The 16,229-nt window shown below is 38.6% G+C and carries 13 protein-coding genes; 5 read left to right on the plus strand and 8 right to left on the minus strand.

What is annotated here, in order from left to right; genetic code table 11:
* The first annotated feature begins 257 nt into the window (after positions 1-257).
* Complete coding sequence (locus tag REI64_RS09045) at positions 258-557, plus strand: GIY-YIG nuclease family protein (protein WP_308849790.1); 300 nt, start codon at positions 258-260, stop codon at positions 555-557.
* Positions 558-887: 330 nt separating this feature from the next.
* Here the strand turns inward: REI64_RS09045 and REI64_RS09050 are convergent, their stop codons facing one another.
* Complete coding sequence (locus tag REI64_RS09050; protein WP_308849791.1) at positions 888-3,107, minus strand: NADP-dependent isocitrate dehydrogenase; 2,220 nt, start codon at positions 3,105-3,107, stop codon at positions 888-890.
* Between the two features lie 199 nt (positions 3,108-3,306).
* On the opposite strand from REI64_RS09050, the gene REI64_RS09055 reads away from it, so the two are divergent.
* Together REI64_RS09055 and map are read left to right on the plus strand one after the other, a co-directional pair.
* Positions 3,307-3,441 carry a hypothetical protein gene (locus REI64_RS09055; protein ID WP_308849792.1) on the plus strand — a complete coding sequence of 45 codons (135 nt, stop codon included), beginning with the start codon at positions 3,307-3,309 and terminating at the stop codon, positions 3,439-3,441.
* Between the two features lie 39 nt (positions 3,442-3,480).
* Complete coding sequence (gene map / locus REI64_RS09060) at positions 3,481-4,245, plus strand: type I methionyl aminopeptidase (protein ID WP_308849793.1); 765 nt, start codon at positions 3,481-3,483, stop codon at positions 4,243-4,245.
* Between the two features lie 306 nt (positions 4,246-4,551).
* Here the strand turns inward: map and REI64_RS09065 are convergent, their stop codons facing one another.
* Positions 4,552-5,169 carry a hypothetical protein gene (locus REI64_RS09065; protein ID WP_308849794.1) on the minus strand — a complete coding sequence of 206 codons (618 nt, stop codon included), beginning with the start codon at positions 5,167-5,169 and terminating at the stop codon, positions 4,552-4,554.
* Between the two features lie 196 nt (positions 5,170-5,365).
* Here REI64_RS09065 and REI64_RS09070 point away from each other — a divergent pair, with 196 nt between their 5' ends.
* Positions 5,366-5,989: a DUF4142 domain-containing protein gene (locus tag REI64_RS09070; protein ID WP_308849795.1), complete on the plus strand. Its 624-nt coding sequence runs from the start codon at positions 5,366-5,368 to the stop codon at positions 5,987-5,989.
* Between the two features lie 73 nt (positions 5,990-6,062).
* Here REI64_RS09070 and REI64_RS09075 read toward each other — a convergent pair whose 3' ends face one another.
* From REI64_RS09075 to REI64_RS09085, 3 genes are all read right to left on the minus strand, one after another.
* Positions 6,063-6,635, minus strand: a complete 573-nt coding sequence (locus REI64_RS09075; protein WP_308849796.1) for an HD domain-containing protein — start codon at positions 6,633-6,635, stop codon at positions 6,063-6,065.
* Positions 6,636-6,840: 205 nt separating this feature from the next.
* The gene (locus REI64_RS09080; protein WP_308849797.1) at positions 6,841-7,116 is read right to left on the minus strand and encodes a hypothetical protein; all 276 of its coding nucleotides are present in this window, start codon (positions 7,114-7,116) and stop codon (positions 6,841-6,843) included.
* Between the two features lie 147 nt (positions 7,117-7,263).
* Positions 7,264-7,521, minus strand: coding sequence for a hypothetical protein (locus REI64_RS09085; protein WP_308849798.1), 258 nt, complete (start codon positions 7,519-7,521; stop codon positions 7,264-7,266).
* Positions 7,522-7,732: 211 nt separating this feature from the next.
* On the opposite strand from REI64_RS09085, the gene REI64_RS09090 reads away from it, so the two are divergent.
* Positions 7,733-8,485 (plus strand): SDR family oxidoreductase, encoded by a 753-nt coding sequence (locus REI64_RS09090; RefSeq protein ID WP_308849799.1) that lies wholly within the window; start codon positions 7,733-7,735, stop codon positions 8,483-8,485.
* 33 nt (positions 8,486-8,518) lie between these two features.
* Here the strand turns inward: REI64_RS09090 and REI64_RS09095 are convergent, their stop codons facing one another.
* The 3 genes from REI64_RS09095 to REI64_RS09105 all read right to left on the minus strand — a co-directional run bounded on the left by REI64_RS09095 (position 8,519) and on the right by REI64_RS09105 (position 16,171).
* The gene (locus REI64_RS09095; RefSeq protein WP_308849800.1) at positions 8,519-8,983 is read right to left on the minus strand and encodes a hypothetical protein; all 465 of its coding nucleotides are present in this window, start codon (positions 8,981-8,983) and stop codon (positions 8,519-8,521) included.
* Between the two features lie 82 nt (positions 8,984-9,065).
* On the minus strand, positions 9,066-9,533 hold the full coding sequence (locus tag REI64_RS09100; RefSeq protein WP_308849801.1) for a CYTH domain-containing protein: 468 nt from the start codon (positions 9,531-9,533) through the stop codon (positions 9,066-9,068).
* A gap of 131 nt (positions 9,534-9,664) precedes the next feature.
* Complete coding sequence (locus REI64_RS09105) at positions 9,665-16,171, minus strand: choice-of-anchor Q domain-containing protein (protein ID WP_308849802.1); 6,507 nt, start codon at positions 16,169-16,171, stop codon at positions 9,665-9,667.
* Positions 16,172-16,229: the final 58 nt, after the last annotated feature.

A 16,229-nucleotide genomic window follows, 5' to 3' on the forward strand; every position in this document is an offset into this window, starting at 1 on the left:
GAAATCTAACCACATGCTTAACAAAGTGCTAGATCTCTCCTCCTGCCTCGTTCGATGACGGCATACGTGAATTAGCATGACGAAGAACTTACAAGAGGCTTTGCCATTTTCGTCATTTCGAACACAGTGAGAACTGAAAGAAAGCGAAGCTAAATCTAGCTTCCTAAAAATTTAATAGCTGAATTAAAAATAACCAATTTCTAACAACTAGTAAAGAAGCATATCAAATTATCTGATATTATTGACTAATTAAAACCATGCAAAGAGGCGGCGCCGTATACATACTCACTAATGTCAATCGTTCTGTTCTTTATGTAGGTGTAACCTCCGATTTGTTATCCCGTTTAATAGAACACAGAGATAAGAAATACCCAAAGTCTTTCACAGCCAAGTACAACGCAATAATTTGTGTTTATTATGAAACATTTCATGACATAACAGAAGCAATTAACAGAGAAAAGGAAATCAAAAAATGGCGACGGGAAAAGAAAGACAATCTGATTAATTCCTTTAATTCATCTTGGAATGACTTGTTGGAGGAGATAAAAGAATGGTAGTACTGGAGCAGATACGCACCTATTTCGCTTCGGTACGAAGCACAGCGAAGTGAAAAAATCTAACTATATGCTTAACAAGGTGCTAGATCTCTCCTCGTGCCTCGTTCGAGATGACGGCATACGTGAACTACCACAGCGAAGAACTTATAGTAGCTATCCCATTTCCGTCATTTCGAACGTAGTGAGAAGTCTAGCTACATGCTTAACAAGGTGCTAGATTTCTCCTCCTTCGGTCGTCGAAATGACGGAAATGGAAGCAAAACAAAAAATCCCCAATCTTAGCGACTGGGGATTTTCTAAATAACTAATATCTAAATAGGCTGAAACTTTCTACAAACCTGCCAAAGCATTATTCAATGTAACACTTGGACGCATTGCTTTTCCAGCTAGCTCGTCATTTGGATGATAGTAACCTCCAACTTCTTGCGCTTTACCTTGAGCCTCAATTAACTCACCAGTAATTTTAGCTTCGTTTTCTGCTAATGCTTGTGCTAATGGAGCAAATTTAGCCTTTAACTCTGCATCTTTTGTTTGTGCTGCTAAAGCCTCTGCCCAGTAGAATGCTAAATAAAAGTGAGAACCACGGTTATCAATAGTTCCTAATTTTCTACCCGGAGATTTATCAGTAGCTAAGAATTTCGCGTTAGCTTCATCTAAAGCATCTGCCAACACTTGTGCTTTTGAGTTATCTTGAGTTTGTGCTAAATGCTCTAACGAAGCCTGTAATGCCAAGAACTCACCTAACGAATCCCAACGTAAATAACCTTCTTTAACAAACTGCTCTACGTGTTTAGGAGCAGAACCACCAGCACCAGTTTCAAATAAACCGCCACCGTTCATTAAAGGCACAATAGATAACATTTTTGCTGAAGTACCCAATTCTAAAATTGGAAATAAATCTGTTAGGTAATCACGTAATACGTTACCAGTTACAGAGATAGTATCTTCACCTTTACGGATACGCTCTAACGTAAATTTAGTAGCTTCAATTGGAGAAAGGATACGAAGATCTAATCCATTGGTATCAAAATCTCCTAAATATTTATTAACTTTTTTGATGATTTCTCTATCGTGCGCTCTGTTTTCGTCTAACCAGAAAACCGCAGGAGTGCTAGATAAACGAGCTCTGTTCACTGCTAGTTTAACCCAGTCTTGGATAGGCGCATCTTTAGTTTGGCACATACGGAAGATATCTCCAGTTGCTACAGCTTGCTCAAAAAACAAGTTACCAGCAGCGTCGCTTACACGGATAGTACCGTTAGCCGCAGCTTGGAAAGTTTTATCGTGAGATCCATACTCTTCGGCTTTTTGCGCCATTAAACCAACGTTAGGTACCGACCCCATTGTTTTTGGATCGAAAGCACCATGTTTTCTGCAATCATCAATAGTTGCAGTATAAATACCAGCGTAGTTTCTGTCTGGAATGATAGCTAAAGTATCTTGTTGCTTGCCGTCTTTATCCCACATTTGACCCGAAGTACGGATCATTGCAGGCATCGAAGCATCTACAATTACGTCTGAAGGAACGTGTAAGTTGGTAATCCCTTTATCAGAATTAACCATGGCTAAAGCCGGACCATTGGCAATAGTTGCATCAATTGCCGCTTTAACTTCTGCCTCTTGCGCATGTCCGGCAATCTTTGCGTAAACATCGCCCAAACCGTTACGAGTATCAACTCCTAAAGATTTGAAAAGCTCAGCATATTTGGTGAAAACTTCTGCAAAATAAACTTCTACAATTGCACCAAAAATGATAGGATCAGAAACCTTCATCATTGTTGCTTTTAAGTGCGCAGAAAGTAATACGCCAGTAGCTTTTGCTTCTTCAATGGCATCAACCACAAAAGATTTTAATTTAGCCAAGCTCATTACAGAGCTATCAATTACTTCTCCAGCTTTTAAGTTAGCCAAACCCTTCAATTCGGTAACTGCACCACTTGCATCTACAAATTCAATTTTAAATTGGGTATCGTTTTCAACCGTTGTAGATTTTTCAGAACCATAAAAGTCGCCATCGTTCATGTGGGCTACTTTAGTTTTAGAATCTGAAGACCAAGCACCCATTGAGTGCGGGTTAGCTTTCGCATAGTTTTTAACTGCCTTTGGTGCTCTACGATCTGAGTTACCTTCACGTAAAACCGGGTTTACAGCCGAACCCAAAACTTTTGAATATTTTGCTTTAATTGCTTTTTCTTCGTCTGTTTTTGCATCTTCTGGGAAATTTGGCAATGCAAAACCTTGAGATTGTAACTCGGCGATAGCTTCTTTCAGCTGAGGAATAGAAGCAGAAATATTAGGTAACTTAATAATATTAGCTTCTGGTGTATTAGCCAAAGTTCCAAGTTCTGTCAAGGCATCTCCAATTTTTTGATCATCTTTCAAAAACTCAGGAAAGTTTGCTAAAATTCTTCCTGCTAAAGAGATATCCCTAGTTTCCACCTCAATTCCTGCCGACGCCGTAAAAGCTTGTACAATAGGCAAAAATGAATATGTAGCTAACAATGGAGCCTCGTCTGTTTTGGTATAGATAATTTTTGATGAGTTTGACATGTTTTTTATTTTATGATGTTTAAAATGAGATGTCCAAAAAAAGGACTGGTTTGATAAAATCGCCTAAAGATAAGATAAACGAGCGAATTTTATAACAGGCTTTTGTTATTTATACGTTAAAATCAAGTGTAATTTGATGTGTTTACTGTAACAATTACACCTTCTCATCGTTCTAAACAAAACCTAAATAAACTACATCATGAAGAAAGAAGAATTACTAAAATCTAAATGGTTTAAAATTTTACTGCCTATCATTTTGCTTATTATCGCTATTGGAATTTACCAAAACGGCTATGCTTTTGGCGAGTGGCTTTATGCCAAATTACATCCATAAAGCTTAATTTCGTATCTTTGCGCCGTTAAAGAAATCGATATGTCTATTACCAACGAAACCGAATTACAAGGGATGCAAAAAGCCAGCGAAGCTGTTGCGCTTACGCTAAAAGCGATGAAAGAATATGCTAAGCCTGGTATGAGCACTAAAGAACTTGATGATTTTGGCGGAAAAATGTTGGAAGAATTTGGTGCTAAATCTGCCCCTTTTTTGACCTACAAATTCCCTGGCTACACTTGTATTAGCGTTGATAATGAGTTTTGCCACGGCATACCCCACGCACAAAGGATTTTGAAGGAAGGTGATTTAATCAATATTGATGTATCGGCAGAGTTAGATGGCTTTTGGTCAGACAACGGTTGTTCTTTCATTTTAGGAAACGACATTAACAACCATCAGAAATTGGTTAATGCTTCGAAAGAAATTTTACAAAAAGCCATTGCCAATATTAAAGGTGGTGTACGTATTTCAGATATTGGTCATCTGATTGAAACCGAAGCTAAAAAACGTGGCTACAAAGTAATTAAAAACCTTACCGGACATGGTGTTGGCCGTAGTCTACATGAAGAACCGCACGAGGTTGCTTGCTATAGAGATAGATTTAATTTAACCCGTTTCAAGAAAAATTCGGTAGTTGCCATTGAGACTTTCATTTCTACAGATTCTACTATTGCAGAAACCTTAGCCGATGGCTGGACGATGGTGGGCAACAGAGGTGGTTATATGGCGCAACACGAGCACACTATTGTGGTAACTGATTGTAAGCCTATCATTCTTACAGAGATGAACCAGATTTGGGATTAAAGCTTAGTCCCATCCTTGAAGAGAGATTTCAATTCTATTTTATAAGCAGGGGCAATTAACCTAGAGGCAATTACAGATTATAATCCAGCTTACCAGCGAGATAACAATGTAGATAAAGCGTATGAAGTTGATAGCTTCATTTTTTTGGCAGATAGGGTTTTTCATTGTCTTTTATAAGTGATTTTCTTGACGATGCAAAGAAAAACATATCCTAAAACCTATAAAAAACTTTGACTACGCACAACTACGCACCTTGCAAAGTGTAACCTTAACCGAGCTACTTAAAACTACTCACATGATGCCAAACTATACTGGATCTGCGAGCAACCCCCTCACTAGCGCTTTCCATTGCGGATAAGAAAACCCCAACATGGCAGCCCAGCCTATCAGCATATTTCTAATATTATCTGCAGTATTTAAATTATAAGTATTGGCCAATTCGTTGCGTCCATGTTCTGATGCATAGATATTTTTCCCTATACGTTTTACCTGAAATGTAGAAGTGGCTTGCTCTGTGAGAAAATGGGCAGTATCCCTGTTATTAGAAAGAGGGTTTGCAGAAGGCCTTACCCTTAAATTGAGTGCTTCCATACCTGCTTCACTGTTTTCTTCAATTTTTTCTACGGTAACCCAATCATATCCATCTCCAGCACTAGAGCCTGGGCCAGGGATATCAATCCTTAAATAATCTCCTTCCTGCACCAAACGATCTACCACATTACCGTAACTATTAGTGAGCTGAAAGTTAGACAAAGCGCTGCCCGCCAAAGCGGACCAACGATTAACGTTAAGCAATCGATGCTTTACCAATTCAAAGAAATCTATCGCCTCGAGTTCATTGTCGAACGAGCGCTTTTCAACCACATCCATTTGTTCACCAATTTTTTGTGGCGGAATACTTTGGTTTTCCAATTCCTTTTCCATGTCTTAATTATTGAGTTGTTAATTAAGTAAGCAATCTTACTTAGAAAAGTTCTTCGGAAGAAAGAAATGGGTACTTCTTGCTCATACTGACAAGTATTTATCGCAAGTTAAACATGCGCCACCCCTAAATACCTGCGGAATTAAAACCAAATAGTCATATCTCTGTTGATTTATAAGTAACCAAAAAAGAAAAGACATGAAAAAGATATTATTACTAGCATTTTCAGTGGGTTTTGCACTAATTTCTTGTAAACAAAATCCCAATCCATCTAGCCAGAACAACCTTAACCAAATTAGGAAAGACAAAATAGACCCAGCGTTGGAAAAAGGAAGTACAAATGATTTTGCCACTAAAGCAGCTATTGGTACAATGATGGAAATAGAAAGCAGTGCAATCATGATTAAGCGAACCGAAAATAGGGACATCCAAAACCTTGCTACCATTATGGTGAGAGATCATCTAATGGCGCAAAGAGAGCTCAAAGCCATCGCTAAACAAAATAAAATCAGTATACCGCAAAGATTGCCTGATGATAAAAAAGCAATACTTTCTCGCTTAGATTCGTTGAAAAATGACGAAAGAAATCATTTCTACGCACAGCTAATGGTTAAAGAGCATGAAAATGCTGTTAGCCTTTTTAGGGCAGCAAGTACAAACGAGGCACAACCTGCGCTAGCAAATTTCGCAAGGAAAAAACTGCCTACTTTAGAACATCACTTAATGGAGGCCCAACATAATTATAAGATTATGCGCATTATTAAAGGAGATAAAGATGGTATGCCTTTAAAAATTAGTAGAGACGAGGCTACGGCTCATTAATTATAATCAACTAACCGAAGGCTGATCAATAGGCCTTCGGTTAGTTGATTATAACCTACCTTAAAAATTCTTTTTAATTTGCTTTGTTAGACATCGTTTTTAACGCCGCCTCCAACTTTTCTGTTGCCATTTGCCTTAAAGTAGAGTCCCCGCCATTTAAAACCTTAACTTGATGTTGGTACTCTTTTAACAATACCGCGGCAAAACCTGGATCCTGCGTAGCGATAGCTTCGGAATTGTCCAATATATCAGCGTATTTAATGGTTTGAGCGCCAGATGAAATCCTTTTCAACCTTTCCAATTCAGCTTCCTTTCTAATCTTCCTATTCCAATGTGGATAAGCTTTCTTGATATAAACGTCTGTAAGTTCAACTACCGTACTTAATATATCCTTGGCTTCCTGTGGTAAAAAAAGCTCGCCTAAAAAAGCTAACAATTCATCTTCATGTATCGAAGTATCTTCTAAAACATCGTGTAGTAAAGCTGCGCATAGCACGTGCAACGACTGCTGCTGTGCCATACACATATACATTACCCTAACGGGATGTTCGATATAAGGCTCATTAACGTACTTCCGCTGTTGTCCAGCATGCGCATTGGTAGCAAAAGCCGCTACTTTCATTAAAATTTCTTCAGTCTGAGGCATCTTTTCTTAATTCCATTAACTAGTCTGATTTTTGTCTCTAAGGTATCGGCAGAAATGAATAAAAAAATCAATTAGCGGTATTGTAAAATCAAAAACTAAAAAAGGATGTTCAAAAGTTCTTTCTCGATATAAGATCTTTTGAACATCCTTCATACAGAAGCTTTGGCGAAACAATTGACTAGCGTTTTCAAGCACCCATTAAAGATTAGACGATACCATCACGCCTTTCATCTTCGGTATTTTGATCTAGTTCTAAATCCTCTTCAAGATCACTTCCACTACCGTCTTTGTCATAGTCGCTATCTGCAGTTTCATCGCGTTCATAGTCGTCGGCGGCTGTTTCTTCTTCTTGGTCTAGTTGATCTTCTTCATCTCTTAAAATATTTTCGCCATCACTGGCTTGTTCTTGACCGCCAATGCTTTGGTTTTCTAGGTTCGAACCTTGTTCAGTACCTTGTTGCTCGTTTTCTTGATAATTCATGATATTCAATTAAAAGGTTTGGCGACAGGGACATCCCATCGGATAGGTTTAAGTAAATTGATGAACTAAAAGTTTTTGTTATTAGAAAAAACAGTATTTCGGGACGCTTTTGGGCGTAGATATACGTTTACTCTAAAAACCAAGCCTTTAGTCAGTACTTTCATCGATATCAAAATCTGTAGGTTCTTGGTTTTCTACATCATTTCTGCCTGGGTTTAACTGGGGAATTTCCCTTTCATCGGCATTGGTACGCTGCTGTTCTTCGCCGCTTACTTCTTCGGCTGTAGTGCCTTGGTCCGAAATTCCATCATGTGTCTGCGGCCTATCATTCATATTTCCTGGGCCATCAATAACCTTTTTTTGATCCTTTGGATCATTCTCGTGTTGTGGTGCTTTATTTTCCATCGTTATCTAATTCTAAGTGAATAACAATTAAATGCACAAAATATATGCCTCTCATTAGTGAGAATTTAGAAGATTAGCCATCAGCTTTGCTACGGTACTATTATTGGTAAAACACCCCGATCAATTGGGTATTTACCCTTTAAAAAGGGGTATTTGGCTTACAAACTTCTATCTACAGCAGTGGTTTTTAATAGACATATAATCAATCATCATGGAAAAAATATCTGACACTAAAAGAATAGCAGGAAAGAGAATATTGATTACAGGCGGCACAACCGGCATAGGTAGAGCGTTGGCTATTAAATTGGCGCAGCTAGGAGCCAACATTGTTATTGTTGGTCGTCATCAAGATGTGATACAAGAAACTTTAGAGGAGATTAAACATGACGATTCGGAAACCCAAGTACTTGGTGTTGCTGCCGACGTATCTTTACAAGATGACCTTGAAAAGGTATTTATGACCGTAAATGAAGAGCTTGGCGGTTTAGATGTGCTGATAAATAATGCTTCATTAGGGTTTGGCAGTATAACCGAAGGAGAGTACAGGGATTGGGAATATATCGTTAAAACCAACCTAATGGGATATATGGCATGTAGCCATTATGCACTAACTGCAATGGTTCCTCAAGAAAAAGGACATATTATTCATATTGGTTCTATGAGTGCCGTTTCCCGTGAAGATGGCAGCTCTGTTTACGTGGCTACAAAATCTGCATTGCAAGGCTTTTCAGAATCTCTTAGAAAGGAAGTAAATCCAAAGGGGATTAATGTAACCTTGATTGAGCCTGGTGCGGTTGATACCGATATGCAAGAACAATCGCAGGAAGAAAAGTTAAAGCAAATTGAAGCAATGGAAATGTTAATGGCCGATGATATTGCTGAAAGTGTGATTTACGTACTTGCTCAGCATGAAAGAACTTCTATTGTCGAATTAAAGATTAAGCCTTTAAAGCAAATTATATAAGCAAACTCAATTATTAGGTCTTATTTATTAACACTAATCAACAGTTTTTATTGCAACTTTATAATCCTTTAAACACCGTTCTCCTAAATCTATTTTTGGATTATGTATCGTGTTACCCTCTATAATAGATTTATTAATGTAAATCAATTCCAGTGTTTCCAAATTAATCAAAATCGTATATCCATAATTTGAATTTTTATCATTTATCTCAAAATTCAAATAATATGGCAGAATGCGTTTTTCGTGATACCAAGAAGCTGATAAGTTCACTTTAGGATTTCGATGTTGTTCAAAATAAGAGCTTAAACATTTTGGAAAGATAACTTCTCTGTCTTTTATCCTTAACTTCTTTGTAGCTAAATCAAACTTAGCCGGAGTAAACTGTTTAGGCAAGCCAACAATGTTACCTTTCTTATCAATCTTTAAAATTTTGTCTTGATGAATGGTATTAGAGTTGCTGAGAAATAAAAATGATAGAAAGATTATAAGTGTTTTCATGATAATTCTGAGTTAAACGCAGATAGCAGCGATAGCCAACTCAATTTACGCTAAAAATAAATTATTTCAATTCACTTTTTCACTACCACTTCGCAAAGGGCATAATAGCCAGATTCGAATTTGCATACTTAACGTCATTCGTAACGTTCTCCGTTACCCAACTTGGTAAAGTATAGGTTTCTTCTTCGCTGGTTAATTCAATTTCTGCAACAATTAAACCCGCATTTAAACCAGAAAATACATCTACTTCCCAAGTTTTGCCGTTGTGAATAACGTAATGCCGCATCTTTTCAATTAGATTAGAACAGAATTTATCCAGCAATTCATTGGCATCGGCAATAGGAATCTCATATTCAAATTCGAGCCTACTAGCACCTTTGGTCTTGCCCTTAATGGTAATGAAACCTTGATTTGCCTTTGTTCTCACCCTGATGGTTTTGTTCGGGTCTATTTGTAAATATCCTTGTCTAATTTGTACTGGCTCAGTATCTGTTATTTTACCCCAAGCGCTTGCGCTTACTAAGTATTTATGTTCTATTTCTATGGCCATTGGTGTGAATTTGCGAAACGAAGGTAACTATTTAGCAACTAAACTTGTGAGTTTCTTAATTACCTATGGTACACAATTAAAAAACCCTGTAAGCAATTGCCCACAGGGTTTAGTTTGTTTGGAAAGTATGGTTACTGTTTCACTACTTTTTTAACAATGCTTTCTTGGATACCGGTTAATCTTATAAAATAAGTCCCCACTGGGTAAGCAGACAAATCTATTGTTAATTGATCTTGCTGCGTGTTAAGTGGAATAGATTTTAAAACTTTGCCATCTACACTTGATAATGACACACGATTATATTTTGCAACTTCAAAAGTAACATTTACCCTATCTTTTGTTGGGTTAGGGTACACATTGAAATTGATAGCCGAAAGCACAAAGTTTAGCGGTTTAACACCCAGCTCAGTGGGTTTGCCATCCAAATCTACCTGCACAAGTTTATAGTAGTTGTTTCCGTTTAAAGGCTGCTTATCTACAAAGAAATAATTTCTGTTGGTATTGGTATTACCCAAACTTGCTACCTCTCCTATTTGGATAAACTGCTTATCATCGCCACTGCGATAAATTACAAATTTACTGTTGTCATGCTCTGATGATATAGCCCAATCTAGCCTAGCTGTTTGGTTTACCGTTTTGGCAGTGTAACTGGTTAGCTGTACCGGAAGCGTAGCGTCAACAATTACCAAGGTTTGATCTACCGCTGTTGCCGCAGCGTAGTCACCGTTACCAACCTGTTTTGCAGTGATATCTACCGAACCCGCAGCTTTAATTTTCACCTTCCAAACACCGTTGTCTTGGTAAACATCTGCGATGGCTGTGTTGCTACTGGCATAGCTTACTGGCAACCCGCTACTAGCTGTAGCGTTCAAGGCAAAATCTGCACTATTTGTATTTTTTGGATTTAATGCAGCAAAGCTGATGGTTTGGGAGAACAACCCTTGGGTTTCATACGCTCCCATATCTATCACACCATTAGTTGCATATTCAAACACCCGTGGGTTACCCGCTAAGTCTAATGTGCTTCCATCTAAATCTGTGAACAGCACATTACTTCCCGTATTTACCGCTGGGCTGCTGGGCATTAAACGCAGACCATCATCGGCTGTGCCAAAAATTTGGTCTGCTCCCGCTGGGTTTACTGCATCAATAAACTTTGGATTTACATCAATATTTCCTGTTCCGACATGCCCCCCCTGTATTATACTATAGCTAACCGTTGCTGTGCTGCCACCAATACCAGCATTAGCATTTGCTGTATTATTCCACACAATTGTATTTGCAATTTGCGGCAAAGAATTGCTGTCATTATAAATTCCTCCACCGCTAGAAGCACTCTGTTGCGGGTCAAATGCGGCATTGTCAGCTATGGTACTGTTTGTTATTTTGGCGTTTGACACGTTGTTGTATATACCCCCGCCAGCTTTAACACTTAGGTTTTTTACCACAACATTATTTATGAACGTTGGCGTTCCATTCGCATTAGATATACCCCCGCCATAAATTGCGTAGTTGCCAGTAATGATACAATTGCTAACTACGGTGTTGTCGTTAACTGCTACGGTGTATACCCCTCCGCCATATCCTCTAAAGATATTCTGCGCACCATTTTCTGTGTTTAATATAATAGACTGTAGTGCAGTAATGTTAGCTTCTCCACCTTGAATTGTAAACCCATCAACTCTTACGCCACTTGTATTACTTGCTGGAATACCAGCTAAAATTAATGTATGGTGGTTCATATTGGCATTTAAAATACTGCGGTTGGCGGTAATGTTTCTTGCCCCGGTTGTAGCGTTGTAGCCTCCCAACAAGTCTAAACCTTTACGCGTAATAGCAAAAGACGCATCTCTACCTGTACCTGTATTAGATCCACTTGGATTGTAAGTACCAGCAGCTACTTTAATAAGGTTGATATCTGCATTGTTGTTGGCGTAGTTAAGTGCAGAAGCTAATGATTTAAAAGCTGTTGCCCATGTTAACCCATCTTCTGTAGCTGCATTAGATGCTGCATTTACGTGGAATGTTTTATAAGGAATGCCCCCTTCGTAAGCTCCCATATCTATATTGCCACCCTGCACACGGCTTGCACCTAAAATATCAACTGCGCCAACCTGCAACACACTTCCGGTTACATTTGTTCTTGGATCACCGGCATTAATTGTTGGGCTACCAGCAATCATTCTATATCCGTCATCTGCTGTTCCCCAAATACCATCCAAACCTATTAAATTAGCTATGCTTACAAATAAAGGTTCAGTATTTTTATTACCAGTACCTGCGTAAACTGCAGCCCCTTGTATAAGGCTATAGTTAACACTAGCCGCGGTACCGCCAATACCTAAGTTTGATTGAGCAGTATTAGCCCAAAAGATACTATTTGTTACTTTAGGCACCGAATTGCTCAAATTATACATACCTCCGCCATTGCCAGTGTTCGACATGCTATTGCTAACGACTGTACAGTTAATAAGCTGAGGACTTGCTGTGTTATTAAAAATACCAGCGCCGTAATAGCTTCCATAGTTTTTAGCTATCACATTATTGATATAAGTTGGACTTGATGATTCATTAGAAATACCTCCGCCATGGTGGGCGGCATTATCTACAATATGACATTGGCTAATCGTAACATTACTGCCCACATCTGTAGTATAAACTCCGGCACCATAACCTTTGAATATATTTTTTTGGCCCTTTTGCGTAGCGAATGTTGCATAGCCCAACGTTGTGTTATCTGCATAGCCTTTTTGGATAGTAAAACCGTCTACAGTTACGCTGTCTACCGTGGTATTAGGTATACCTGCAACTACCAACACATGATAGCTGTTATCTAAAAAATTATTGTTTGTCCCCAAGTCTCCACTAAGCACGGTGGGGTTTGCTGATGTGTTTCTTACACCAGTACTTGCGTTATAACCACCAAAAAGTTTTAAACCGCCTCTAGTAATAGCAAAAGTTGCGTCACGTGCCCCTCCTCCATATTGATTGGTTGGGTAATAAGTTCCTTTTGCCACATAAATTTTTTCTACTGCCGGATATTGATGTGCAAAATCTAGTGCCGCCGAAAGTCCTTTAAATGCTTTATTCCACTTTACACCGTAACTACTTACTGTAGCTGCAGAGTCTACATACAATGCTTTAGGTACTACACCACCTTCGTAGGCCCCTAAATCTATTGTATTTTCTAGTACACGATTGTTGCCTGCTAAATCGGTAGTAATATTTTGAGGAATTGCAGAATTTGCACCATAATTTAGCACAGGGCTACCAACATACACCCTAAAATCACCAGCTACCTCGTCTACAAACCTTGGATCTAAGCTACCGTCCAATATCTTTTTATCAGCATCTGCTGCCAAGCCTTGTATTAAACTATTGCTAATGTTTGTTGGGCTAGTTCCATCTATGGTTAATCCATAACCTTCGTTACCTGAAAGAATCACGTTAGTTAACTCTAAGTTTGTGGTACTTTTATGAAACATACCTCCACTGTTATTTGCTGCAATGGTTACGTTTATAAATTTTGGATAGCCTTGATCTGTATATACGCCACCAGCTCTAGCAGCAATGTTACCGTTAATTACTGTGTTGATCAATTTAGGATTAGATGAATTATGATTATAAATTGCGCCACCATGCCCAGTACCCCAAACGCCTACACCCCTAGGCATACCGCCATGTGCTTTGTTCTCAGAAAAATAACAGTTTGAAATTATTGGAGATGAATTGTCGTTAAACATACCTCCACCGTAAGAATTACCACCGCTCATATTTGTCCCACCTTCTCCACCTACGGCCTCGTTACTTAAAAAATTGCAATTATTAATTACAGGAGAAGCGTTTCGATTAAACATACCACCGCCATGGCCGTCGCCTCCTACTGCACGGGGCCAGACATGATCGCCACTACCGCCCTGCGTACGCCCTTGTGTTATGGTAAAGCCATCTAGAATAGCTGCATTGGTCAATCCATTATTCTCATTTCTAAAAACACTCTGTCCATTACCTTTTAAAATAGTCTTGTTGGTTTTCCAATTGCGTTGACTTAATTGAGTTTCGGTTCCGTTAAAGCCACCGTATATTTCTACCTGTTCTTTCATACTGTAAAAAGCACCACCATTTGGTTGATACGTACCCGCAGCCACCCAAACTTTATCTCCTGCATTAGCGGCATCAAGTGCATCTTTAAAACTTTTGATGGCATTTTGCCAAGTAGCGCCAGTGTTATCTCCAGTTGCGTCTGCTTTTACATATATTAAGCCTTTAGCCTGTACAGCTATTTGATAAGCGCCTAAATTTATAGTACTTCCTTGAGTACGGGGACCATTGGTAATATCTGTGGTAAATCCAGCTGGTAAAACATTAATGTTTCCTAAATTTGCAATAGCACTGTTCGTATTAAAAACTAATCCGTCGTCTGCCGTTCCCCAAATATTATCTGCACCGTCCGGATCTTGTTTATTCCTAAAATAAGCACTTGAATTTTCGTCAAAAATATGATTAGCGGCATTAGCGGCAACACCTTGTATTAAACTATAACTCAAACTATGAGCGCTACCGTTGGTCACATTAATACCATAGCTGGTGTTATCGATAACTATATTATTAGCAAACTCTAAATTTGCTGTACCATGATGATAAACAGCTCCACCATTATTTTTATAAATGGTTAGATTAACTAATTTTGAAGCACCCTGATTGTTTGCTATAGCCGCACCGTTTGTTGCCGTATTATTGTAAAACACTGCACCAGCAATAACAGCATTTGTAATTTGGTTGAATATTGCACCGCCAAAACTTGTACCAGCAGTACCGCCATTAGTATTACCAGCTAAACCTTGATTGTTTTCGAAAACACAATTGAAAATTTTTGTTGTAGAGTTATAATTATAAATTGCTCCTCCGGTACCATCACCCGCCTTGTTTTGGCTATTTCCATTACCTCCAGTAGCTACATTATTGGTAAAAACACAATTACTGATAAAAGGAGACACATTATAGTTGTAAATACCGGCTCCTTTTCCATCCTCTGCAGGCAGGCTATTATCTGCATGCTTACCAGTAAATCTGCCATTGGTAACTGTAAAACCATCTAATATCGTATTGTTTGTTAAATAACTATCTTCGTTTGCTATCACCCTAGCATTATGACCTTCCAAAATAGTTCTATTGATAGTCCAATTTCGCTGCGATAGGGTCGCTTCTGTACCTGCAAAACCGCCGTAAATTTTTACACCTTCTTTTAGGTAGAAACTTCGTCCATTATCAGGTCTATAATTTCCTTTAGCTACCCATATTTCATCTGTAGCTGCAGCAGTAGCAATAGCACTTTTCAAATCTCTAAAAGCGTTTGCCCAATCCGCTCCAGTACCTGTACCATTTGCATTTCCATTTACATAAATACGCCCTCTGTAAGATGAACTGCCCCCTTCATAGGCTCCCAAATCAACAGTACCACCTTCTATGCGACTACTATTCGCTATATCTTGGCTATAACCACTGATAGCACTATTACTACCCTTGTTAAGGACGTAACTTGTGTTGTACAATTTCAAGCCATCATCGGCCGTTCCCCAAATATTATCTGCACCAGCCCCATTATAAATATTGAAGAAAGATGGATCTAGTGTTCCTCCCAAAATATTTTTACTTGGATCGGTTGGTATGCCCGAAATTAAACTGTGCGATATAGTTGTTTGCCTATTGGGTTCTATAAAAAGATCGTAGCCTTCATTTCCGTATATGATAGAGTTTGTTATGGTGAGGTTATCATTGCTATTATGTTTCATCCCTCCATTACTATTACCAACTATAGTAACGTTAATGTATTTGGGGTGGCCTTGGTCATTAAAAACACCACCTCTATCGTTTGCACCATTTTTATAAATTACAGTACCAATAAATGTTGGGCTTGAATTATTATGATTATATATTGCACCGCCATACCCACCTCCACCAGGTCTATTTAACCATCCATTTCCTCCATGCCCATGATTATTAGTAAATACACAGTTAACAACTAAGGGAGAAGAATTATCATTAAACATCCCGCCTCCAAAACTATTTCCTCCGGCGCCACCAACGCCACCTCCTCCACCTCTTACCGAATTATCAACAAACACACAATTTCTTATCACTGGAGAAACTTCTCTGTTATACATTCCGCCTCCATGTGCATCGCCGCCGTTTTGACCTAATCCTCCACCTCCTGCTTGTACTCTTCCCTCAGTAATGGTAAAACCATCTAACACTGCTGCATTGGTTAGGTTATTAGCTTCATTTCTAAAAACACTCTGTCCATTGCCTTTTAAAATAGTTACATTAGTTTTCCAGTTACGCTGGCTCAGAGAATTTTCTGCACCTGCAAAACCACCGTAAATCTTCACACCTTCTTTCATCGCGAAACTTTGTCCACTAGCTGGCTGATAGGTACCTGCAGCAACCCAAAGTTCATCGCCATTGTTAGCTGCGTCAATAGCAGTTTTTAAATCATTATAGGCGCTTGCCCAATTAGTGCCACTGCCAGGACTGGTGTTATTTACATTTACATATTTTATTGCTGCGTTTGCTACAATTGCATTGCACAGCAAAAAAACAAATAATGAAAGTAGATTAAAAAGGTAAAATTTCTTCATCTTTTAAAGTTTAATATTGGTGATTATGGACATACCATTGAGGGGTAATGGTATTAAA

Origin of the sequence: Pedobacter sp., from assembly GCF_031119335.1 — a bacterium.
Lineage (GTDB): Bacteria > Bacteroidota > Bacteroidia > Sphingobacteriales > Sphingobacteriaceae > Pedobacter.